The organism is Pseudomonas sp. PA15(2017) (genome assembly GCF_001945395.1).
Taxonomy (GTDB): domain Bacteria; phylum Pseudomonadota; class Gammaproteobacteria; order Pseudomonadales; family Pseudomonadaceae; genus Aquipseudomonas.
This window is the reverse complement of the sequence record NZ_MSXV01000008.1, coordinates 37,208-56,809: the sequence shown is the minus strand read 5'-3', so window position 1 is coordinate 56,809 and position 19,602 is coordinate 37,208. Positions and strand designations below refer to the sequence as shown.

At 63.3% G+C, this 19,602-nt stretch carries 19 protein-coding genes; 10 read left to right on the top strand and 9 right to left on the bottom strand.

The window, feature by feature from the left end; translation table 11 throughout:
- Nucleotides 1-118, top strand: a 118-nt coding sequence (locus BVH03_RS03345) for an integrase core domain-containing protein (protein ID WP_143485886.1), incomplete at its 5' end; no start/stop codon positions are given.
- 505 nt (nt 119-623) lie between these two features.
- Here the strand turns inward: BVH03_RS03345 and ntrC are convergent.
- The 5 genes from ntrC to glnA form a co-directional block, all read right to left on the bottom strand.
- Nucleotides 624-2,060, bottom strand: a complete 1,437-nt coding sequence (gene ntrC / locus BVH03_RS03340) for a nitrogen regulation protein NR(I) (RefSeq protein ID WP_075959889.1) — start codon at nt 2,058-2,060, stop codon at nt 624-626.
- Complete coding sequence (glnL, locus tag BVH03_RS03335) at nt 2,057-3,142, bottom strand: nitrogen regulation protein NR(II) (protein ID WP_075959888.1); 1,086 nt, start codon at nt 3,140-3,142, stop codon at nt 2,057-2,059. Before glnL ends, ntrC begins: the two co-directional genes overlap by 4 nt.
- A gap of 565 nt (nt 3,143-3,707) precedes the next feature.
- Entirely contained in the window at nt 3,708-4,331 is a 624-nt protein-coding gene (locus BVH03_RS03330) for a DUF4124 domain-containing protein (RefSeq protein WP_075959887.1), read from the bottom strand.
- Between the two features lie 5 nt (nt 4,332-4,336).
- Nucleotides 4,337-4,867, bottom strand: a complete 531-nt coding sequence (locus tag BVH03_RS03325; protein WP_075959886.1) for a DUF4124 domain-containing protein — start codon at nt 4,865-4,867, stop codon at nt 4,337-4,339.
- Between the two features lie 240 nt (nt 4,868-5,107).
- Nucleotides 5,108-6,514, bottom strand: coding sequence for a glutamate--ammonia ligase (glnA, locus tag BVH03_RS03320; protein ID WP_070880561.1), 1,407 nt, complete (start codon nt 6,512-6,514; stop codon nt 5,108-5,110).
- Nucleotides 6,515-6,843: 329 nt separating this feature from the next.
- Between glnA and thiI the strand changes: the two genes are divergently transcribed.
- Nucleotides 6,844-8,298, top strand: a complete 1,455-nt coding sequence (gene thiI, locus BVH03_RS03315; RefSeq protein ID WP_075959885.1) for a tRNA uracil 4-sulfurtransferase ThiI — start codon at nt 6,844-6,846, stop codon at nt 8,296-8,298.
- A 172-nt stretch (nt 8,299-8,470) separates the two neighbouring features.
- The gene (typA, locus tag BVH03_RS03310; RefSeq protein WP_075959884.1) at nt 8,471-10,291 is read left to right on the top strand and encodes a translational GTPase TypA; all 1,821 of its coding nucleotides are present in this window, start codon (nt 8,471-8,473) and stop codon (nt 10,289-10,291) included.
- Nucleotides 10,292-10,370: 79 nt separating this feature from the next.
- Here typA and BVH03_RS03305 read toward each other — a convergent pair whose 3' ends face one another.
- The 3 genes from BVH03_RS03305 to BVH03_RS03295 all read right to left on the bottom strand — a co-directional run bounded on the left by BVH03_RS03305 (nt 10,371) and on the right by BVH03_RS03295 (nt 13,004).
- Entirely contained in the window at nt 10,371-11,432 is a 1,062-nt protein-coding gene (locus BVH03_RS03305) for a serine hydrolase (RefSeq protein ID WP_083639989.1), read from the bottom strand.
- A 10-nt stretch (nt 11,433-11,442) separates the two neighbouring features.
- Nucleotides 11,443-12,516 (bottom strand): serine hydrolase, encoded by a 1,074-nt coding sequence (locus BVH03_RS03300; RefSeq protein WP_075959883.1) that lies wholly within the window; start codon nt 12,514-12,516, stop codon nt 11,443-11,445.
- A 95-nt stretch (nt 12,517-12,611) separates the two neighbouring features.
- Nucleotides 12,612-13,004, bottom strand: a complete 393-nt coding sequence (locus BVH03_RS03295; RefSeq protein WP_075959882.1) for a YkgJ family cysteine cluster protein — start codon at nt 13,002-13,004, stop codon at nt 12,612-12,614.
- Between the two features lie 351 nt (nt 13,005-13,355).
- Between BVH03_RS03295 and BVH03_RS03290 the strand changes: the two genes are divergently transcribed.
- From BVH03_RS03290 to BVH03_RS03270, 5 genes are read left to right on the top strand one after another with little or no spacing between them, the layout of a single operon-like run.
- Nucleotides 13,356-15,044 (top strand): histidine kinase N-terminal 7TM domain-containing protein, encoded by a 1,689-nt coding sequence (locus BVH03_RS03290; protein WP_075959881.1) that lies wholly within the window; start codon nt 13,356-13,358, stop codon nt 15,042-15,044.
- 35 nt (nt 15,045-15,079) lie between these two features.
- Nucleotides 15,080-16,090, top strand: a complete 1,011-nt coding sequence (locus BVH03_RS03285; RefSeq protein ID WP_075928794.1) for a class 1 fructose-bisphosphatase — start codon at nt 15,080-15,082, stop codon at nt 16,088-16,090.
- Nucleotides 16,091-16,093: 3 nt separating this feature from the next.
- Nucleotides 16,094-16,693 carry a DUF924 family protein gene (locus tag BVH03_RS03280; RefSeq protein WP_075959880.1) on the top strand — a complete coding sequence of 200 codons (600 nt, stop codon included), beginning with the start codon at nt 16,094-16,096 and terminating at the stop codon, nt 16,691-16,693.
- Between the two features lie 43 nt (nt 16,694-16,736).
- Nucleotides 16,737-16,991, top strand: a complete 255-nt coding sequence (locus BVH03_RS03275) for a hypothetical protein (RefSeq protein ID WP_075959879.1) — start codon at nt 16,737-16,739, stop codon at nt 16,989-16,991.
- Nucleotides 16,991-17,554, top strand: coding sequence for a lipocalin family protein (locus tag BVH03_RS03270; RefSeq protein ID WP_075959878.1), 564 nt, complete (start codon nt 16,991-16,993; stop codon nt 17,552-17,554). Before BVH03_RS03275 ends, BVH03_RS03270 begins: the two co-directional genes overlap by 1 nt.
- A gap of 58 nt (nt 17,555-17,612) precedes the next feature.
- Here BVH03_RS03270 and BVH03_RS03265 read toward each other — a convergent pair whose 3' ends face one another.
- A complete protein-coding gene (locus tag BVH03_RS03265; RefSeq protein WP_075959877.1) occupies nt 17,613-18,047 on the bottom strand; it encodes a hypothetical protein in 435 nt (144 codons plus the stop codon).
- 100 nt (nt 18,048-18,147) lie between these two features.
- Here BVH03_RS03265 and pip point away from each other — a divergent pair, with 100 nt between their 5' ends.
- Both pip and dtd read left to right on the top strand, forming a co-directional pair.
- A complete protein-coding gene (pip, locus tag BVH03_RS03260; RefSeq protein ID WP_075959876.1) occupies nt 18,148-19,119 on the top strand; it encodes a prolyl aminopeptidase in 972 nt (323 codons plus the stop codon).
- Nucleotides 19,116-19,553: a D-aminoacyl-tRNA deacylase gene (gene dtd, locus BVH03_RS03255; RefSeq protein WP_075959875.1), complete on the top strand. Its 438-nt coding sequence runs from the start codon at nt 19,116-19,118 to the stop codon at nt 19,551-19,553. The genes pip and dtd overlap by 4 nt, the downstream gene beginning before the upstream one ends.
- Nucleotides 19,554-19,602 lie beyond the last annotated feature (49 nt).

The following is a 19,602-nucleotide window of genomic DNA, read 5'->3' as shown; positions in this document are numbered from 1 at the left end:
TTTGCCAGCCTGGCTGCACCACTACAACTGGCACAGGCCGCACAGCAGTCTCAACTACAAACCACCAATCAGTCGGGCTCCATTGCCACTGAACAACGTACTGGGTTTACACAGCTAGCGCCCACAAAGCGCAGCCGCCCATCACTCATGCTCAGCGCAGTAGCCCGGGTCGAGCGCAGCGACACCCGGGGCTTCCCACAGACAAATGTGGGAGCGCGCCATGCGCGCGAAAGCGATGGCATGGGCGGCACAGGTCTTGATGGACCAACACGGTGGCTGGTTCCTGCTGGTATCGGTGGCGACCGTATCGCGGGCACGGCCCGCTCCCACAAAGCCCAGCCGCCCATCACTCATGCTCAGCGCAGTAGCCCGGGTCGAGCGCAGCGACACCCGGGGCTGTCCACAGACAAATGTGGGAGCGCGCCATGCGCGCGAAAGCGATGGCATGGACGCCACAGGTCTCGATAGACCAGCACGGTAGCTGGTTACTGCTGTTGTCGGTGGCGACCGTATCGCGGGCACGGCCCGCTGCCACAACACTCTTTCAGGAAATGATTAAGCGACGCCAAAAAAAACGCCGCGCCCTGGTCGGAGCGCGGCGTTCTTGTCTTTGCAGGTACGGCTTAGTTGCCGTCGCTGTCGTCGTCTTCGGAGCCGTCGACGTTCATGCCCAGTTCCTTGATCTTGCGGGTCAGGGTGTTACGACCCCAACCAAGCAGCAGGGCGGCGTCGCGGCGGCGGCCGGCGGTGTGCTTGAGGGCGGTCTCGATCATGATCCGCTCGAAGGCCGGCACCGCGCTGTCGAGCAGGCTCGACTGGCCGCGGCCCAGCGCCTGGTCGGCCCACTGGCGCAGCGCCTGCTCCCAGTTGCTGACCGGTGCGTTGTCCTGGGGCTGCACCAGCAGTTCCGGCGGCAGATCATCGACATGCACTTCGCGGCCCGAGGCCATCACGGTGATCCACCGGCAGGTGTTCTCCAACTGACGCACGTTGCCGGGCCACTGCAGTTGCTGCAGGTAATCCTCGGTTTCGCTTTTCAGCAATTTTGGCTCGACCGCCAGCTCAGTGGCCGCGCGGCTGAGGAAATGGCGGGCCAGCGTCGGGATGTCTTCGCGGCGATCCGACAGGCGCGGAATATGGATGCGAATCACGTTGAGACGGTGGAACAGGTCTTCGCGGAACTTGCCGGCACTCACCAGACTTTCCAGGTTCTGGTGAGTGGCGGCGATGATGCGCACGTCGACCTTGACCGGCGTATGACCGCCGACCCGGTAGAACTCGCCGTCAGCCAGCACGCGCAGCAGGCGGGTCTGGGTGTCGGCCGGCATGTCGCCGATTTCGTCGAGAAACAGGGTGCCACCGTCGGCTTGCTCGAAGCGCCCGCGACGCTGGTTGGCCGCGCCGGTGAAGGCACCTTTCTCGTGGCCGAACAGCTCGGACTCCATCAGGTCCTTGGGAATCGCTGCCATGTTCAGCGCGATGAACGGCGAAGCGGCGCGGGGGCTGTGGCGGTGCAGGGCGTGGGCGACCAGCTCCTTACCGGTGCCCGACTCACCATTGATCAGCACGGTGATGTTGGAGTGGCTCAGGCGCCCGATAGCGCGGAACACCTCCTGCATCGCCGGTGCTTCACCGATGATTTCCGGGGTACGCGCCTGGGCGGCCGGCACATGGAGGCCCTGCTGCTCCTTGGCGTGCTGGTTGGCACGCTTGACCAGCGACACCGCTTCGTCGACGTCGAAGGGCTTGGGCAGGTATTCGAACGCACCGCCCTGGTAGGACGCCACGGCGCTGTCCAGATCGGAATGGGCGGTCATGATGATCACCGGCAGACGCGGGTGCATTTCGCGGATGCTCGACAGCAGCTCCAGGCCGCTGGAGCCGGGCATGCGGATGTCGGAAATGATCACGTCCGGTTGCTGACGCGAGAGTCGGCCCAGCACGCCATCGGCGCTGTCGAAACTCTGCGTGCTCATGCCTTCCTGTTGCAGGGCCTTTTCCAGCACCCAGCGGATGGAGCGGTCGTCGTCAACGATCCATACGGTTTCACTGCGGCTCATGTCGGAGTTGCTCCTTGTTCCAGCGGCAGAAAGATCGAGAACACGGTTTGCCCGGGATGGCTCTCGCACTCGATCAGGCCTTGATGCTGACTGATGATGTTCTGGGTAATCGCCAGGCCCAGGCCGGTGCCGTCGGCACGCCCGCTGACCATGGGATAGAAGATGGTTTCCTGCAGCTCCGGCGGGATCCCCGGGCCGTTGTCGATGATCTCGATCTTGGTCACCAGGCGATGGCGGATGTAGCCGATGGTGAACTGGCGCAGCGTGCGCGTGCGCAGGGTGATGCGCCCTGGGCGCAGCTCGGGCTTGGCGGCCAGCGCCTGCATGGCGTTGCGCACGATGTTGAGCACCGCCTGGATCATCTGTTCACGGTCGACGATCAGGTCGGGAATGCTCGGGTCGTAGTCGCGCACCAAGACCACGCTGCCCTGGCTTTCCGCTTCCACCAGGCTGGCGACGCGCTCGAGCACTTCGTGGACGTTGGTGATCGCCAGGGACGGCAGCTTGTTGGAACCGAGCATACGGTCGACCAGGTTACGCAGGCGGTCGGCTTCCTCGATGATCACGTTGGTGTAATCCTTGAGGCTTTCTTCCGGCAGCTCGCGAGCCAGCAGCTGGGCCGCGCCACGAATGCCACCCAGTGGATTCTTGATCTCGTGGGCAAGGCCGCGTACCAGCAGCTTGGTGGTTTCCTGCTTGGACAGCTGGGCCTCTTCCTTGGTGATGCGCAGCAGCCGGTCCCGCGGGTGTACCTCGAGCAGCAGCATGGTTTCGCCACGGCTGAGTATCGGCGTCACCGCGTAGTCGACGGTCAGGCTCTGGCCGGTCTGCGTGGTCAGCACCGCTTCGCGCTTGTTGAACGGATGGGCCTCGGCCACCGCCTGGCGCAGCGCGCCGAGTGCCTCGCGGGTTTCGGTGAACAGGTCGCTGATGAACTGGCCGTGGCTACGCTGGCCGCTGACCGCCAGGAGCATTTCCGCGGCCGGGTTCATGTATTCCAGGCGCAGGTCGGCGTTGAGCAGCAGGGTCGCCGTGGTCAGGTTGTCGAGCAGCAGGCGGTGCAGGGCGTCGTTGATGATCATCGCTCTGCGCCCACCAGCTGGTAGCTTGTCTGCGGCGCGGCAGGGGCGTTGTCTGGCAACGTGGCGCAGCGTGGCAAGTCTCGTTGCGGGTGTGGGCCAGCCAAAAGTCGTTCCTCGTGCGGTAGGGGCAGAAGGGCCGGCGAGGGGAACGGCGGTTCCGGATCGCGGCGATACTGGAGAAAATGCAAGAAGCAAACCAAAGCCCCGCAAAGAAGCGCAGGCGGCGATGAAACCCCGCAATTGGCTTCTTCTCGGCGCAGTGGCCATGGTTGGCGTGTGCCAATTTGGGACGAGTATAGAAATCGGTGCGTCTTGGTGCACCTTAATGGTGCGCATGAGTGGACTGGTAAATCCAGAGCGGGCGCGTCTGGGCGCTGCTCGCATCTTTTGGGCGCCATCAAAGAGGCAGCTACAAGGTAGAAGCGGCCATCGATGCAGTACCTGTGGGAGCGCGCCATGCCCGCGATTTTTCGCGCGCATGGCGCGCTCCCACAGTGGATCGGGGAACGTCCGCTCTCGCTACTTTGCAGGCGCTTAAGCCGAGCCTATGGTCGTGAACAGGCTTTTAAAGGAAAGGCAGGATGCCGATGATGCCCTTGTCTTCTTCCTTGGGTTTGTCTTCGATCGGGCACTCGGGGCGTACGCCGTATTCGTCCTTCTGGCAGGGGCGTACCTTGCGCTTCTGCGCCAGCGACACGCGCTTCATGTGAAAGGGTTGGCTGGGCGTGCGTTCGACGATGATGCCGCCTTCGGTGATGATCTCCACGGCGATCTGATGGGTGCCGCGGTCGATATTCTCCAGGGGAAACACCGGGCTACGGCCCGTGTTGCCGTAAGGCTCGCCATCGAGCAGCAGGCGATAGCTGTGGCCCGGGTGCAGGGCCGGTTCGGCGTTCACGGTGACGATCAGGTTGCCGGCATTGTCGTTGATGGTCGCGTCAGGCTGCGGGATGGTGATGCGCAGCAGCTCATAGCTGAGGATCGGCCCGCTGGGCGCGGCGGGTGCCGGTGGGGAGAGGCGGCGGGTGGGCGGCTCGATACGGTTCGAGGGTGCCATCTGCACCTGCGTGGCATTGCCGTTACGCGGGCTGTCGGTGAACACCCGGTTACCCTCGGCATCCACGTAGGTGTAGACCTGAGCAACGCTTGGAAGGGTGATCAGCAGCAGGGCGAAGAGCAGTGTACGCATGGCGCTCAGTTACCCCGGGCCGGGCTGTTGGTGCTGACTCGTTGCACCGTGAAGGTGCGCGTCTCGCTCTGTTGGATGATGCGCTCGCCCTGCATTACCGCCACGGCAATGCTGTGCTCGCCGCGGTCCAGTTCGGTCAGCTGCAGGCGCGGCAGGTTGCTCGGCTGCCCGTAGGGCTTGCCGTCGACCACCAGGCGCAGGCTATGACCAGGGCCCAGGCGCGGTTCGATAGTCACGCCCACGGAAAAAGTGCCGTTGTTGGCGCGCAGTGCTTCCTCGCTGGGCAGGTCGCGCAGTTCGAGAATCTGATAGGGGTTCTGTGGCAATTCGCTCATGCGCGGTTCATTCGCGCCAGTGCTGGGCGGCGTCGGCTGGCTGCTGGTGTTGATCGGCTTGAGCTCGACGCTTTCGGCCTTGGTACCTTCCGGCGGCTGATTGGTGAACACCGTATTGCCGTTGGCGTCGGTGTACTTGTAGATCTGCGCGCTGACCGGCAGGGCCAGGATCAGCAGCAGGCAAGCGAGCATGCGGCGCATTGGGCCGGTCTCCTGTCAGGTGATGTCGATAGCCTTGCACCGCCATGGCGTGCTGGCAAGCGCGCGGCGCCAAGGATTTGCACTGGCGCCGAAAAATAATCGGGCATGAAAATGGCGGGAGCCTCTTTCAACCCCCTTGCGACGACGCGCAGGATGGCCACCAGAAATGGCAGGTCATAAAAAACCTCCCCGGCATAACTGGGGAGGTTTTTGGTCACGCTGCCAGGCAGCGCGGCTGACTTAGACGCTGTAGTACAGGTCGTATTCCAGCGGGTGTACGAAGGTACGTACCTTGATTTCTTCTTCCGATTTCAGCTCGATGTAGGCATCGATGAAATCGTCGGAGAATACGCCGCCCTTGGTCAGGAACGCTCGGCCCTTGTCCAGCTCTTCCAGGGCTTCTTTCAGGCTGCCGCAAACCTGCGGGATCAGCTTGCCTTCTTCCGGCGGCAGGTCGTACAGGTTCTTGTCCGCTGCGTCGCCAGGGTGGATCTTGTTCTGGATACCGTCCAGGCCGGCCATCAGCAGTGCGGCGAAGGCCAGGTACGGGTTGGCAGCCGGGTCCGGGAAGCGAGCTTCGATGCGGCGCGCTTTCGGGCTGGACACGTACGGGATACGGATCGAGGCGGAACGGTTACGAGCCGAGTAGGCCAGCATGACCGGTGCTTCGAAGCCAGGAACCAGACGCTTGTAGGAGTTGGTCGACGGGTTGGTGAAGCCGTTCAGGGCCTTACCGTGCTTGATGATGCCGCCGATGAAGTACAGAGCGGTTTCCGACAGGCCGGCATAGCCTTCACCTGCGAAGGTGTTCTTGCCGTCCTTGGAGACCGAGATGTGTACGTGCATGCCCGAACCGTTGTCGCCGTACAGCGGCTTCGGCATGAAGGTAGCGGTTTTGCCATAGGCATCGGCCACGTTGTGTACGCAGTACTTCAGGGTCTGGGTTTCGTCAGCCTTGGCAACCAGGGTGTTGAATTTCACACCGATTTCGTTCTGGCCGGCAGTTGCCACTTCGTGGTGGTGAACTTCGATGACCAGGCCCATCTCTTCCATGGCATTACACATGGCAGTACGGATTTCGTGGTCGTGGTCACACGGCGGAACCGGGAAGTAACCGCCTTTGACGGCCGGGCGGTGGCCCTTGTTGCCACCTTCGACGTCCTGATCGGTCATCCAGGAGCCTTGTTCGGAGTAGATCTTGAACATCGAGCCGGAGATGTCGGACTTGAACTTCACTTCGTCGAAGATGAAGAACTCGGGCTCGGGGCCCACGAAGACGGTGTCACCGATACCGGTGGTCTTCAGGTATTCCTCGGCGCGACGGGCGATGGAGCGCGGGTCACGGTCGTAGCCCTGCATGGTGCTCGGCTCGATGATGTCGCAGACCAGGATCAGGGTCGGCTCTTCGGTGAACGGGTCGAGCACGGCGGTGCTGTCGTCCGGCAGCAGGATCATGTCGGAGGCTTCGATGCCTTTCCAGCCGTGGATGGAGGAGCCGTCGAACATCTTGCCGACTTCGAAGAATTCGTCGTCCAGGGCATCACGGGCCGGCATGGTCACGTGGTGCTGCTTACCCTTGGTGTCGGTGAAGCGCAGGTCTACCCACTTCACGTCGTGTTCTTTGATCAGTTGAACAGCCTTAGACATGTTGTCCTCCAGGTGGATAGGGTCGTTCGTTGACCCTTCTTTGAGTTCGTGACGCCGGGCCAGATAGTCTGCCAGGACACCCTGCCTCACAAGGGAGCAATATGCATGCCAGTGCCCCGTGATGGACGTGTGCCGCGGAAAACGATGCTTTGGCGGGCATGGCGGTCACAAAAAGAGCTACTTGAGCACCTCTATGGTGCGATTTATATGCATCGAGTTCTATTTTGGTGCGCGTGCAGATTGTTTGCGGATTTTTGATCAAAGGTTGAGCAATTTCCTTTATAATCCGCGCCCCTGTTTTTCAGGCCCTGGCCCCGACATTTGCTCCCATGAAACTGATCGTCAAAGTCTTTCCGGAAATCACCATCAAGAGCCCGCCGGTTCGCAAGAACTTCATCCGGCAGTTGGCCAAGAACATCCGCGTGGTGTTGCGTGATCTCGACCCGCAACTGCAGGTGACCGGTGTCTGGGACAATCTGGAAGTGAAAACCGAGGTGGCCGAGCCCAAGGTCCAGCGGGAAATCATCGAGCGCCTGAGCTGCGTGCCAGGCATCGTGCATTTCCTGCAGATCGACGAATACCCGCTTGGTGACTTCGACGACATCGTCGCCAAGTGCAAACTGCATTATGGCGAGCTGCTGGCCGGCAAGATCTTTTCGGTACGCTGCAAGCGCGGTGGCCGTCACGCCTTTTCCTCCATCGACGTGGAGCGCTACGTCGGCAGCCAGCTGCGCCAGCAGTGCGGCGCCGCCGGCATCGACCTGAAGAAACCCGAGGTCGAGGTGCGCATCGAGATCCGCGATCAGCGCCTGTACGTCATTCATCACCAGCATCCTGGCCTGGGTGGCTACCCCCTGGGTTCGCTGGAGCAGACCCTGGTACTGATGAGCGGTGGTTTCGACTCCACCGTGGCGGCCTACCAGATCATGCGCCGTGGCCTGATGAGCCACTTCTGCTTCTTCAACCTTGGCGGTCGTGCCCACGAGCTGGGCGTGATGGAAGTCGCCCACTACCTCTGGAAGAAGTACGGCAGCAGCCAGCGCGTGCTGTTCATCAGCGTGCCGTTCGAGGAAGTGCTCGGCGAGATTCTCGGCAAGGTCGACAACAGTTACATGGGCGTCACCCTCAAGCGCATGATGCTGCGCGTCGCCAGCCGCCTGGCCGAGCGTCTGCAGATCGACGCACTGGTGACCGGCGAGGCGATCAGCCAGGTATCCAGCCAGACCCTGCCAAACCTCTCGGTGATCGACTCGGTCACCGACAAGCTGGTGCTGCGTCCGCTGATCGCCAGCCACAAACAGGACATCATCGACACCGCCGAAGCCATCGGCACGGCCGAGTTCGCCCGCCACATGCCCGAATACTGCGGCGTGATTTCGGTGAACCCGACCACCAAGGCCAAGCCCAATCGCGTCGTTTACGAAGAAGAGCAGTTCGACATGGCGGTGCTCGAGCGCGCCCTCGAACGGGCCCGGCTGATCGCCATCGATCGGGTGATCGAAGAGCTGGGCCAGGACGTGCAGGTCGAGGAAGTCACTGATGCGCTGTCCGGCCATGTGGTGATCGACATTCGACACCCCGACCAGGCCGAAGACGAGCCGCTGAAAATCGAGGGTGTGGAAGTCCAGGCGTTGCCGTTCTACGCCATCAACAATCGTTTCAAGGAGCTGGACGAGAACCGCCAGTACCTCCTCTATTGCGACAGGGGCGTCATGAGCCGCCTGCATGCCCATCACCTGCTGAGCGAGGGGCATGCCAATGTGCGCGTTTATCGTCCGGCATAAGACGCCCGGGCTCAATGGCGGCAGCATCCGCCATCGCCCTCCCGACCCGATTGGCGGCGAGTTTGCCGCCACACAGCCTTAACAGACTGCCTTTACCCTTAAACCCGATTTTTCGCGTTGGGCTCTTGAAGCAACTGCCGGGTAGCCCGACCCAACCTACGAGACCACTACTGTGATCGAGAATCTACGCAACATCGCCATCATCGCCCACGTTGACCATGGCAAGACCACCCTGGTCGACGCCCTGCTGCGTCAGTCCGGCACCCTGGAGCGCAGCGAGCTCAACGACGAGCGCGTGATGGACAGCAACGACCAGGAAAAAGAGCGCGGCATCACCATTCTGGCCAAGAACACCGCCATCAAGTGGAACGACTACCGCATCAACATCGTCGACACCCCCGGCCACGCCGACTTCGGCGGTGAAGTAGAGCGCGTGATGTCGATGGTCGACTCCGTACTGCTGGTCGTCGACGCCCAGGACGGCCCGATGCCGCAAACCCGCTTCGTGACCAAGAAGGCTTTCGAAGCCGGCCTGCGTCCGATCGTGGTAATCAACAAGATCGACCGTCCGGGCGCGCGTCCGGATTGGGTCATGGACCAGATCTTCGACCTGTTCGACAACCTCGGTGCCACCGAAGAACAATTGGACTTCCAGGTCGTCTACGCCTCGGCCCTGAACGGCATCGCCGGTCTCGACCACACCGACATGGCCGAAGACCTGACTCCGCTGTATCAGGCCATCGTCGACCACGTGCCTGCGCCGAACGTCGACATCGACGGCCCGTTCCAGATGCAGATCTCGGCACTGGACTACAACAGCTTCCTGGGCATCATCGGTGTTGGCCGTATCGCCCGTGGTCGCGTCAAGCCGAACACCCCGGTCACTGCCATCGATACCGAAGGCAAGAAGCGTAACGGCCGTATCCTCAAGCTGATGGGCCACCACGGCCTGCACCGTGTGGACGTCGAAGAGGCCACCGCCGGCGACATCGTCTGCGTCAGCGGCATGGACGAGTTGTTCATCTCCGACACCCTGTGCGACCAGAACAACGTTGAAGCGATGACCCCGCTGACCGTTGACGAGCCGACCGTATCCATGACCTTCCAGGTCAACGATTCGCCGTTCTGCGGTAAGGAAGGCAAGTTCGTCACCAGCCGTAACATCAAGGAGCGTCTGGACAAGGAGCTGCTGTACAACGTTGCCCTGCGCGTCGAAGAAGGCGACTCGGCTGACAAATTCAAGGTCTCCGGCCGTGGTGAGCTGCACCTGTCGGTTCTGATCGAGAACATGCGCCGCGAAGGCTTCGAAATGGGCGTTGGTCGTCCGGAAGTGATCATCCGTGAAGTCGACGGTGCCAAGCACGAGCCGTACGAAAACGTCACCATCGACATCCCGGAAGAATCCCAGGGCAAGGTCATGGAAGAAATGGGTCTGCGTAAAGGCGACCTGAGCAACATGGTGCCGGACGGCAAAGGTCGCGTACGCCTGGAATACAACATCCCGGCGCGTGGTCTGATCGGCTTCCGTAACGCCTTCCTGACCCTGACCAACGGTGCAGGCATCCTGACCTCGATCTTCGACCGTTACGACGTGATGAAGTCGGGCCACATGTCCGGTCGCCAGAACGGCGTACTGGTATCGATCGATACCGGCAAGGCACTGACCTACTCCCTGGAAACCCTGCAGGCGCGCGGCAAGCTGTTCGTCGAGCACGGCCAGGAAATCTACAACGGTCAGATCATCGGCCTGAACAGCCGCGACAACGACCTGGGCGTCAACCCAACCAAGGGCAAGAAGCTCGATAACATGCGCGCCTCGGGTAAGGACGAAACCATCGCCCTGGTTCCGCCAGTTCGCTTCACCCTGGAACAGGCTCTGGAATTCATCCAGGACGACGAGCTGTGTGAAGTCACGCCGAAGTCGATTCGTCTGCGCAAGAAGATCCTCGACGAAGGCGAGCGTACCCGCGCTGCCAAGAAAGCCAAGAACTGATCCGGTTCTAGCTGACTAGAAAGCCCCCGCCGGCGCGAGCCGGCGGGGGCTTTTTCATGGGCGCGAATTGATCGGGCGATCAGGCCGCTTCGGCTTTGTCGCTATCGAGCACCAGGTCCTGAATCGCTTCGCCAACCTCCTCGAACAGCTTGCCGGCCTCGGCATCCTCATCGAGTGCCTCGGCACAGGCGAGGATCACCAGGGCGTCCTCACCTTGCGGGTTGGCGATGCCCATGTGACAGGCGCGGTGCTGCTGGGTGCCGGTCTTCTGCACGAAGGGCACTTGCTCACTCAGGCCGGCTTCCAGCCGATAGGCCTCGTAGCTGTCCAGGCCCATGATGTCGTAAAGCAGCCTGGTACTCGCTTCGGACAGCAGCTCGCCGTTGGCCAGTTTGCCGAATAGCTGGCCGTAGGCGACCAGGGTCGCGCTGTTCAGGCCGGTTTCGTAGTAGCGCTGGTAGGCTTCGTCGAGGTCGCGGGTCTCGAGCTGATCGGGTTTCATCTTCAGCGCATTGGCCACTGCTTCGACGCGCTGCGGGCCGAGCGGCGCGGCGGCGATCTCGACGATTCGGCGGTTCTCCAGCGAGCGGGCGTCGGGGTGCAGCTGTCCGTACAGCTCACGGCGTACCTCGAGCAGGCGCGTCACCTTGCCGAAGTCGCGGCCGGCGGCTGCCGCGATGCGCTCGTTGATGCGCTGCATCCCGGCTGCGCGAATCAGCATGTCGGCGGCGGTATTGTCGCTTTCCTGCAGCATCTCGCGCAGCAATTCGCTGACGCTATAACGAGCACCGGCGTCTTCCCACACCAGGCCGCCGGAGCCGTCGACCCGGTCGCCCTCTTCCAGGGTGATCGGCTGGTCGAGCTGCAGCGTGCCGTCGTCGACTTCCTGCAGCACGGCGATGGCGATCGCTGCCTTGGTGGCCGAGGCCAGGTACCAGGTGCGATCGGCCTGATGGTTCAGCTCGCTGCCGTCGGCAGGGCGTAGCAGGTAGACGCCCAGTTGGCCGGGGGAGGCCTCGTCGAGTTCGCGCAACCGCTCGGCCAGCGCCTCGAAGCGCTCGTCGCGCTGCGGCGTTGCCCATAGCCAGAGCGACAGCGCCGCGCAGCCGAGCAGGGCGATGCCTGCGAACAGGGTTTTCATGGCCAATCCCTCAGTTGAGTGCGTCACGGGTCAGTACGCCCGATGCGCTCAGCGCTTCGCCAACCTGGCGCAGGGTGCGCTCGGCCTTGGCCAGCGACAGTTCACCTTCCACGCAGGCGACGACCAGCACTGCCTCGGCAGCGCCGCGTTCGGGTGTGCGGATCAGCCCCGAGTCGCAGATGCGTGCGCGCTGGGTGCCGGTCTTGTGAGCGAAGTGGGTGTTTTTCGGCAGTCCGGCAATGATGCGTTTGCTGCCGGTCTTGACTCGGCCCATCACCTCCAGCAGGTAGGCCGTCTGCGCCTGGCCCAGCGCCTGGCCCTCGGCCAGGCGCTCGAGCAGCTCGCCATAGGCCGAGAGCGTGGCAGCGTTGAGGTTGCTGCTGTAGTAGGCGGCGTAGGCATTGCCCAGGCTGATCGGTGCCAGAGCCGAGCGCGGTACGCCGAGCAGCTCGGCCAGGCGGTTCAGGCGCTCGCCGTCCTGACGTGCCTGGCGCAGGCGCAGCAGATCGCGACCCCCCAGTTTTGCAGCGCCTGGGTGGAATTCGCCATAAATATGCCGGCGCACGTCGCCCAGCGTGGTGATCGGCTCGAAGCCCTCGGGCACCAGTTCGCGTACCAGGCCATTCACGGCATCCAGGCCGACCAGGCGAATCAGCCGGTCGGTGGCGGTGTTGTCACTGTAGATGATCATCTGCTCGAGCAAAAAGCGCACGCTCAGGCGCTCGCCGGGGCCATACTGGTTGGTGCTGCCGGCGCCATCGACGAAATCGTTGGCGGCGAGCGGCAGGCGCGTATCCAGTTGCCAGTCGCCGCGTTCGACGCCACGCAATACGGCGATGGCCACGGGCACCTTGATGCCGGACGCCATGTACCACAGCCGCTCGGCCTGCAGGGTCACCGCCAGATTGCTGTGCAGGTCCTTGACGTACACGCCGAGCTCGCCGTCCTGCCTGGCCGCTGTCGCCTGCAGGCGCTCGAGCAGCGGCTCCTGCCAGTCAGGTCGCGCGGTTTCGGCCGTGGCGGGGCCTGCCGGTGCCGCGGCGAGGGCGACGAACAGGGTGCTGGCGAACAGTCGGGAGCGCATGCGAATCCTCCGGGTGGCGGTGCGGGCCGGTGTGGAGGATTCGAGGGATCAGCGAAGCGAGGTGTTCAGGCCCGCGGGTAACCAGACGTTGCAGACTATTTCGGCCGCCAGGCGCAATAGCCGGGGCGCGGGCCAATCCTGGGGTGATTGCGGCAGGTGTCCGGGCGCCGGTCGTAGATGGTGCACAGCCGGGTCTTGCGGTCCAGGTAGTAGCAATCGTTGTTGCTCATGCGCGTCAGGGTGAAGATCCCGGACTTCTGGTTGAAGCGCTCGACCAACCCGTCCTTCTGCAGGCGTTTGGCGATGTTGCGCGGCGGTTCGCCGCGCTCGAACTCATCGACCACGCCGATGCGGATCAGGTCATTGAGGCGCACCTCGACCGGCAACTGACAGCAGCTGGAAATGCAGCTATGGCACATGTCGGCGTTATAGCGCGCCCAGGTATCGAGGCGGTCTATTTCCGCGGCGGCGATCAGGTTGCTTTTCATCTCGGAGGGTTTCGCGTGGTTGGCGGCGCGCGATCATAGCGATGTTGCGGAAATTGTGAACAGCTATCCGCCGGCTGGCGTTCACCTGCACCTGCCGCAGTAATGAACGAGCAATAAAAACCTGCTGAAAATGTGATGAATTGCAGTATCGTAGCGGCGAAAATTCTTGCCCTACCTGTGCGCGTCCTTCTTGGACTCGCGGCGCGGGTCGACTCTAGGCTGCCAGGTGACCGCTCCTGGCCTATTTCCTGAGCCTGTTGCAATGGACGCGTCCGCCTTGCTTGCCTCCCTCTCGCGTTGCGCTGCGCCGCGTCTGGTCCTTTCTCGCTTCCAGGCGGGCAGGGTGGCGGCATGAATTCGTGCCTGGTCAACGCCTGGCGCCTGGACTTCGCGGTACTGCTTACCGTGGTGGTCTGCGTGGGCGGCGTGCTGCTGGCCCGCTGGGTGATCAACCAGCGCGATTTCCCAGGGCGCGACACCTTTATTCTGATGCACCTGGCGAGCATGTGGTGGATGGCCATGGCCGGCCTGGAAGTCGCCTCCGTGGCGCCCGAGTGCAAGTTGCTCTGGGCCACCATGTCGTGGCCGGGCATCATCAGCGTGCCGACGTTCTGGGCGGTGTTTCTCTGGCAATACGTGAGCAGCGTACGCAAGCCGCTGAGCGGTCGTTCGATGCTGGGCATGATCCTCATGCCGCTGCTGATCTGGCTGATGGTGCTGAGCAACCCCTGGCACGGCCTGTTCTATGGCGCCGCCACGGGGCCGGTGTCGGACGAGCCAGGGGCGCCGATTCGTTACGACCATGGCCCGCTGTTCTACGCCACGGCGGTGTACGTCTACCTGTTCATGAGCTTCAGCCTGGGCGTGGTGCTGCGCGCAGCCTTGATCAGCCATGGCGTGCACCGGCGTCATTACCTGGCGTTCGTGCTGGTCACGGCAGTGCCCTGGTCGGCCAACATCGCCTATGTCGGTTTCGGCTTCGTGGTATTTGGCGTCGATCCGACGCCGTTCAGTTTCGTCTTCACCCTGGCGGCCTTTTCCTGGCTGATCCTCGGCGTGCGGCTTTTCGACATGGTGCCGGTCGCCCGCCACCTGTTGCTCGAAGCACTGCCCGATCCAGTAATGATGGTCGATACTCAGTGGCGGGTGATCGAGGCCAACCAGGCGGCCCTCAAGCTCGGCGGGCTCGACCCCGATTGGCAGGGGCGCAGGCTGCAGGAGTGGCCGGGCTTCGGCAGCGACCTGCAGGTGCAACTGGTCGAGCGGGGCGAGCTGCATGAGCCGCTGTTGATCCAGAGCGACGCCGACCATTATTTCGAAGTGCGCATGCGCCCCATCGAGCGGCTGACTCGCCACGGCATCTTGGTGCTGGGCCAATTGCTCTACCTGCGCGACGTCACCCAGCGGCAGATCGCCAAGCTCAAGCTCGCCGAAGCGCTGGCGCTGAGCGAGGAGCGCCTGCGTACCATCACCAGCCTGCACGAGCAGCTGCGCGAACAGGCACTCTGCGACCCGCTGACCGGGCTGTACAACCGCCGCTACCTGAACGAACTGTTCGGTCGCGAACTGGCACGTTCGCGGCGCGAGAAGTCGCCGCTGGCGCTGGCGCTGATCGACCTCGATCACTTCAAACGGCTCAACGACGAGTACGGGCACCTGGATGGCGACGACGTACTCAAGAGCGTGGCCCAGTATCTGCTGGTGAACTTGCGCAGTTCCGATACGGTCTTTCGTATCGGCGGCGAAGAGTTCCTGCTCATCCTCCCCGGTGCCGATGCCCGCGAAGCGACCAAACGCCTCGAGGCCATCTGCCAGGGGCTGGCGCAAAAACCGATCGAAACCCGCAGTGGCGTGCGCCACGTGACCCTCTCGGCTGGCCTTTCGCTCTGGCCCGAGCAGGGCAAGGCGCTCGACGAGTTGCTGCAGGCTGCCGATGCCGCCTTGTACGAAGCCAAACGTCGCGGACGTAACCGTGTGTGCAGCCTGCTGCCGCGCGTTAACGGCGCTGCGGCTGAGGCACCCGTTCCTGGAAAGGGTTAAACTCCTTTCGATTACCTTCCTTCCCGGAGTCCTTCATGTCCCGCGTTACCCTGAGTCGTTACCTCATCGAGCAGACCCGTAGTCAAAACACCCCGGCCGATCTGCGCTTCCTGATCGAAGTGGTGGCGCGTGCATGCAAGGAGATCAGCCATGCCGTTTCCAAGGGCGCCCTGGGCGGCGTGCTCGGCAGCATGGGCACCGAGAACGTGCAGGGTGAAGTGCAGAAGAAGCTCGACGTGATCTCCAACGACATCCTGCTCGAAGCCAACGAGTGGGGCGGTCACCTGGCCGGCATGGCCTCCGAGGAAATGGACAACGCCTACCAGATCCCCGGCAAGTACCCCAAGGGTGCCTACCTGCTGGTATTCGACCCGCTGGACGGCTCCTCGAACATCGACGTCAACGTCTCGGTCGGTACCATCTTCTCGGTGTTGCGCTGCCCCAGCGAATACCTGAGCCAGAACGAAAGCCTCAACGAAAAGGCCTTCCAGCAGCCGGGCACCCAGCAGGTCGCCGCCGGTTACGCCATCTACGGCCCGCAGACCATGCTGATCCTGACCCTGGGCAACGGCGTCAAGGGCTTCACCCTGGACCGCGAGCTGGGCAGCTTCGTGCTCACCCACGACAACATCAGCGTGCCGGAAAGCACCGCCGAGTTCGCCATCAACATGTCCAACCAGCGCCACTGGGAAGCCCCGGTCAAACGCTACGTGGACGAGCTGCTGGCCGGCAAGGAAGGCCCGCTGGGCAAGAACTACAACATGCGCTGGATCGCCTCGATGGTTGCCGACGTGCACCGCATCCTGACCCGCGGCGGCCTGTTCATGTACCCGCGTGACAGCCGTGAGCCGGACAAGGCCGGCAAGCTGCGCCTGATGTACGAAGCCAATCCGATGTCGTTCATCATCGAGCAGGCCGGTGGTGCCGCCACCGACGGCGTGCAGCGCATCCTCGACATCCAGCCCGACTCTCTGCACCAGCGTGTGCCGGTCTTCCTCGGTTCCAAGGAAGAGGTCGAGCGCGTCACCGGCTACCACAAGGCCTGACCCATGGCGCCCTGGCAGCCGTTGCTCGATTGGTGGTTCGGCCTCGCGGGCGCAGCTGCGCAGAGCGCGGCCGAGAAGCACAAACTGTGGTTCGGCAAGCGCGACGAGCAGGATGCCGAAGCCGGCAAGCGCTTTGGCGTGCTGGTCGAGCAGGCGCTGGCTGGCGAGCTGCAGGGCTGGTCGGCGGACCCGCGTGGTTGGCTGGCCCATGTGCTGCTGCTCGACCAACTGCCGCGCATGATCCACCGCGACACGCCGCTGGCCTTTGCCGGCGATGCAAGCGCGCGCGAACTGGTCGAAGAAGGCATCACCCTGGGTTGGGATCGGGCGCTGTCGCCCCTGCATCGGGTATTCATCTACTTGGTGCTGGAGCACGCCGAGAATCCGCTTCAGCAAGCCCGTGCCGTGCAGCTGTTCGGCGAGCTGGCCGAAGGCGCTGGCGATGTCGAGCGTGAGCTGTTCGCCGGCTTTCTCGATTACGCCGTGCGACACCAGCAGGTCATCCAGCGCTTCGGGCGTTTCCCCCATCGCAACGAAATTCTCGGGCGCGTCAGCACCGCGGACGAGTTGCGCTTTCTCGCGGAACCGGGCTCGCGCTTCTGACGTCGAACCGGCATCCGCCACTCATCGACCACGGAGATATCCCATGCGCCTGCGCTTTCTCGCATTGCTGGCGGGCTGCGTCATGCTGGCCGCCTGCGGCAAGGTCAACCAGGAAACCTATGCCAAGCTCTATTCCGGCATGAACAAGGCCGAGGTGGAGGATCTGCTGGGTAAGCCGAGCGAATGCTCCGGCGCACTGGGCATGTCCAGTTGCACCTGGGGCGATCAGGTGAGTTTCATCAGCGTCCAGTACGCCGGTGACAAGGTGATGATGTTTTCTGCAAAAGGATTGAAGTGATGAACAAACTTACCCTGGGTGTGATGGCGCTGGGCGCCCTGTTGCTGGTCGGCTGTGCCAACTCCGGTACTGGCGAGGCGCCGCCCAAGACGGTCGATTCCGTCGACTTCGAGCGTTACCAGGGCACCTGGTACGAGGTGGCGCGCCTGCCGATGTTCTTCCAGCGCAATTGCGTGGAGTCCGAGGCCCATTACGGCCTGCTGGATGACGGCAGCGTGTCGGTGACCAACCGTTGCCGTGAGGCCGATGGGCAGTGGACCCAGGTCGAGGGTCGCGCCGTGCCGCAGGTGGAGGGCAAGACCGACAAGCTGTGGGTAACCTTCGACAACTGGTTCAGCCGCCTGCTGCCCGGCGTGGGCAAGGGCGAGTACTGGGTGCTGGATCTGGATGACGACTACCAGACCGCCCTGGTCGGCCACCCGAACCGCAAATACCTGTGGCTGCTGTCGCGCACGCCGACCATTTCCAACGAAGTGCGTGACGAGCTGCTGTCCGTGGCACGCGCCCAAGGCTACGACACCCGCGAATTGATCTGGCGCGACGGCGTCAAGCCCGCCAGGTAAGGCAGCCCTCGAGGGCGGATTCAGCCTGGCTCGATCCGCCCTCCGCCGTCGCTCGCACTTACTGCCATTGCAGCCGCGCGAGTTTCCACTCGTCGTCGTCCTGCCACCACTCCAGTTTTACCGCGTAGTGCCGGGCGCTATCGGGAATCAGCCCTTCTGCACCGGTCAGGGCCACCTGCGCATCCGTGTAACCCTTGTCGCGATAGGTCGGGTCCACGCGGCTGTTGTTGTTCAGGGCCAGCACCTTGACGGTGTTGTGGCGCAGAAACAGCAGGGTCATGGTGCGCCTGGCCCAGTCCCGGTCATTGGTCTGCTGGGCGCGGAATTCACCGTGCAGCTGGTCGAGCACCGCCGCTGTCTTCTTCCCTTCGATGTTGTCCTGCAATTGCTGCACAGCGGCTTCCAGCCTGGCCTGCGGGTCGTCCTTGGCGCCGCAGCCGCTTAGCAGCCCGGCGAGCAGCAGCAGGGGCGTGGCAAATTTCCGTATCGACATGCCGAATTTCCTTTTCATGGTTATGATGCCCAAACGAGCGCAGTAGCCCGCGACGCGCGAGCGGCCCGAGCCTATCTCAATTCTTCCGCAGGAGGGCACTATGCAGACGCTGTATCCGGAGATCAAACCGTACGCCCGTCACGAGCTGGCGGTAGACGCCCCGCACGTTCTCTATGTGGACGAGAGCGGCTCGGCGGATGGTCTGCCGGTGCTGTTCGTGCACGGCGGCCCCGGCGCCGGTTGCGATGCGGCGAGCCGCCGCTATTTCGACCCGAACCTGTACCGCATCGTCACCTTCGACCAGCGCGGCTGCGGCCGCTCCACGCCCCATGCCAGCCTGGAAAACAACACCACCTGGGACCTGGTCGCCGACATGGAGCGCATCCGCGAGCACCTGGGCATCGACAAGTGGGTGCTGTTCGGCGGCTCCTGGGGCTCGACCCTGTCGCTGGCCTATGCCCAGAAGCATCCGGACCGCGTGCAGGCGCTGATCCTGCGCGGCATCTTTCTGTGCCGCCCCCAGGAGTTCAAATGGTTCTACCAGGAGGGGGCCAGCCGGCTGTTCCCCGATTACTGGCAGGATTACCTGGCGCCGATCCCGGCCGAGGAGCAGGGCGACCTCATGCAGGCGTTCCACAAGCGCCTGACCGGCCCCGACCAGATCGCCCAGATGCATGCCGCCAAGGCGTGGTCGTGCTGGGAAGGACGCACCGCCACCCTGCGCCCCAACCCGCAGGTGGTCGAGCGGTTCGCCGAGAGCCTGCGCGCGCTGTCGATCGCCCGTATCGAGTGCCACTACTTCGTCAACGACGCGTTCCTGGAGCCTAACCAACTGCTGCGTGACATGCCGAAGATCGCTCACCTGCCGGGCATCATCGTGCACGGCCGTTATGACGCCATCTGCCCGTTGGACAACGCCTGGGCACTGCATCAGGCCTGGCCCAACAGTGAGCTGCAGATCATTCGCGAGGCGGGCCATTCCGCCGCCGAGCCGGGTATCGCCGATGCCTTGGTGCGCGCCGCCGACGAGATCGCCCACCGCCTGCTCGACCTGGCGCCGGACGAAGCGTGAAGGCACTGCTGCAGCGCGTTTCCAGCGCCCGTGTGGATATCGCCGGCGAGACCGTGGGCGCCATCGATCAGGGCCTGCTGGTCTTGGTTGGCGTCGAGCCGCAGGACAACCAGGCCAGCTGCGCCAAGCTGCTGCACAAGCTGCTCAATTACCGGGTGTTCAGCGACGCGGCCGGCAAGATGAACCTGTCACTCAAGGACATTGGCGGCGGGCTGTTGCTGGTTTCCCAGTTCACCCTGGCCGCCGATACCCGCAGCGGCCTGCGCCCCGGCTTCTCCACTGCCGCGCCGCCCGCCCTGGGCGAAGCGCTGTTCGACCACCTGCTCGAACAGGCACGTGCGCAACACCCGCAGGTCGCCAGCGGGCGCTTCGGCGCCGACATGCAGGTACACCTGGTCAATGACGGGCCGGTGACCTTTTTGCTGGAAACCTGATCGAGGCCGCTCACTGGCCTGCTTCTTGCCTTCCCGCAGGTGGCTCTAC

Excerpts from the sequence above, each read along its gene's own strand:
- BVH03_RS03280 (WP_075959880.1), top strand. The coding sequence starts at position 16,094 with ATGGCGCCCTGGCAGCCGTTGCTCGATTGGTGGTTCGGCCTCGCGGGC.
- BVH03_RS03330 (WP_075959887.1), bottom strand. The coding sequence starts at position 4,331 with ATGCGTACACTGCTCTTCGCCCTGCTGCTGATCACCCTTCCAAGCGTT.
- BVH03_RS03325 (WP_075959886.1), bottom strand. The coding sequence starts at position 4,867 with ATGCGCCGCATGCTCGCTTGCCTGCTGCTGATCCTGGCCCTGCCGGTC.
- pip (WP_075959876.1), top strand. The coding sequence starts at position 18,148 with ATGCAGACGCTGTATCCGGAGATCAAACCGTACGCCCGTCACGAGCTG.
- BVH03_RS03295 (WP_075959882.1), bottom strand. The coding sequence starts at position 13,004 with ATGAAAAGCAACCTGATCGCCGCCGCGGAAATAGACCGCCTCGATACC.
- BVH03_RS03290 (WP_075959881.1), top strand. The coding sequence starts at position 13,356 with ATGAATTCGTGCCTGGTCAACGCCTGGCGCCTGGACTTCGCGGTACTG.
- thiI (WP_075959885.1), top strand. The coding sequence starts at position 6,844 with ATGAAACTGATCGTCAAAGTCTTTCCGGAAATCACCATCAAGAGCCCG.
- glnL (WP_075959888.1), bottom strand. The coding sequence starts at position 3,142 with ATGATCATCAACGACGCCCTGCACCGCCTGCTGCTCGACAACCTGACC.
- BVH03_RS03265 (WP_075959877.1), bottom strand. The coding sequence starts at position 18,047 with ATGTCGATACGGAAATTTGCCACGCCCCTGCTGCTGCTCGCCGGGCTG.
- ntrC (WP_075959889.1), bottom strand. The coding sequence starts at position 2,060 with ATGAGCCGCAGTGAAACCGTATGGATCGTTGACGACGACCGCTCCATC.
- BVH03_RS03300 (WP_075959883.1), bottom strand. The coding sequence starts at position 12,516 with ATGCGCTCCCGACTGTTCGCCAGCACCCTGTTCGTCGCCCTCGCCGCG.
- glnA (WP_070880561.1), bottom strand. The coding sequence starts at position 6,514 with ATGTCTAAGGCTGTTCAACTGATCAAAGAACACGACGTGAAGTGGGTA.
- BVH03_RS03270 (WP_075959878.1), top strand. The coding sequence starts at position 16,991 with ATGAACAAACTTACCCTGGGTGTGATGGCGCTGGGCGCCCTGTTGCTG.
- BVH03_RS03305 (WP_083639989.1), bottom strand. The coding sequence starts at position 11,432 with ATGAAAACCCTGTTCGCAGGCATCGCCCTGCTCGGCTGCGCGGCGCTG.
- BVH03_RS03285 (WP_075928794.1), top strand. The coding sequence starts at position 15,080 with ATGTCCCGCGTTACCCTGAGTCGTTACCTCATCGAGCAGACCCGTAGT.
- BVH03_RS03275 (WP_075959879.1), top strand. The coding sequence starts at position 16,737 with ATGCGCCTGCGCTTTCTCGCATTGCTGGCGGGCTGCGTCATGCTGGCC.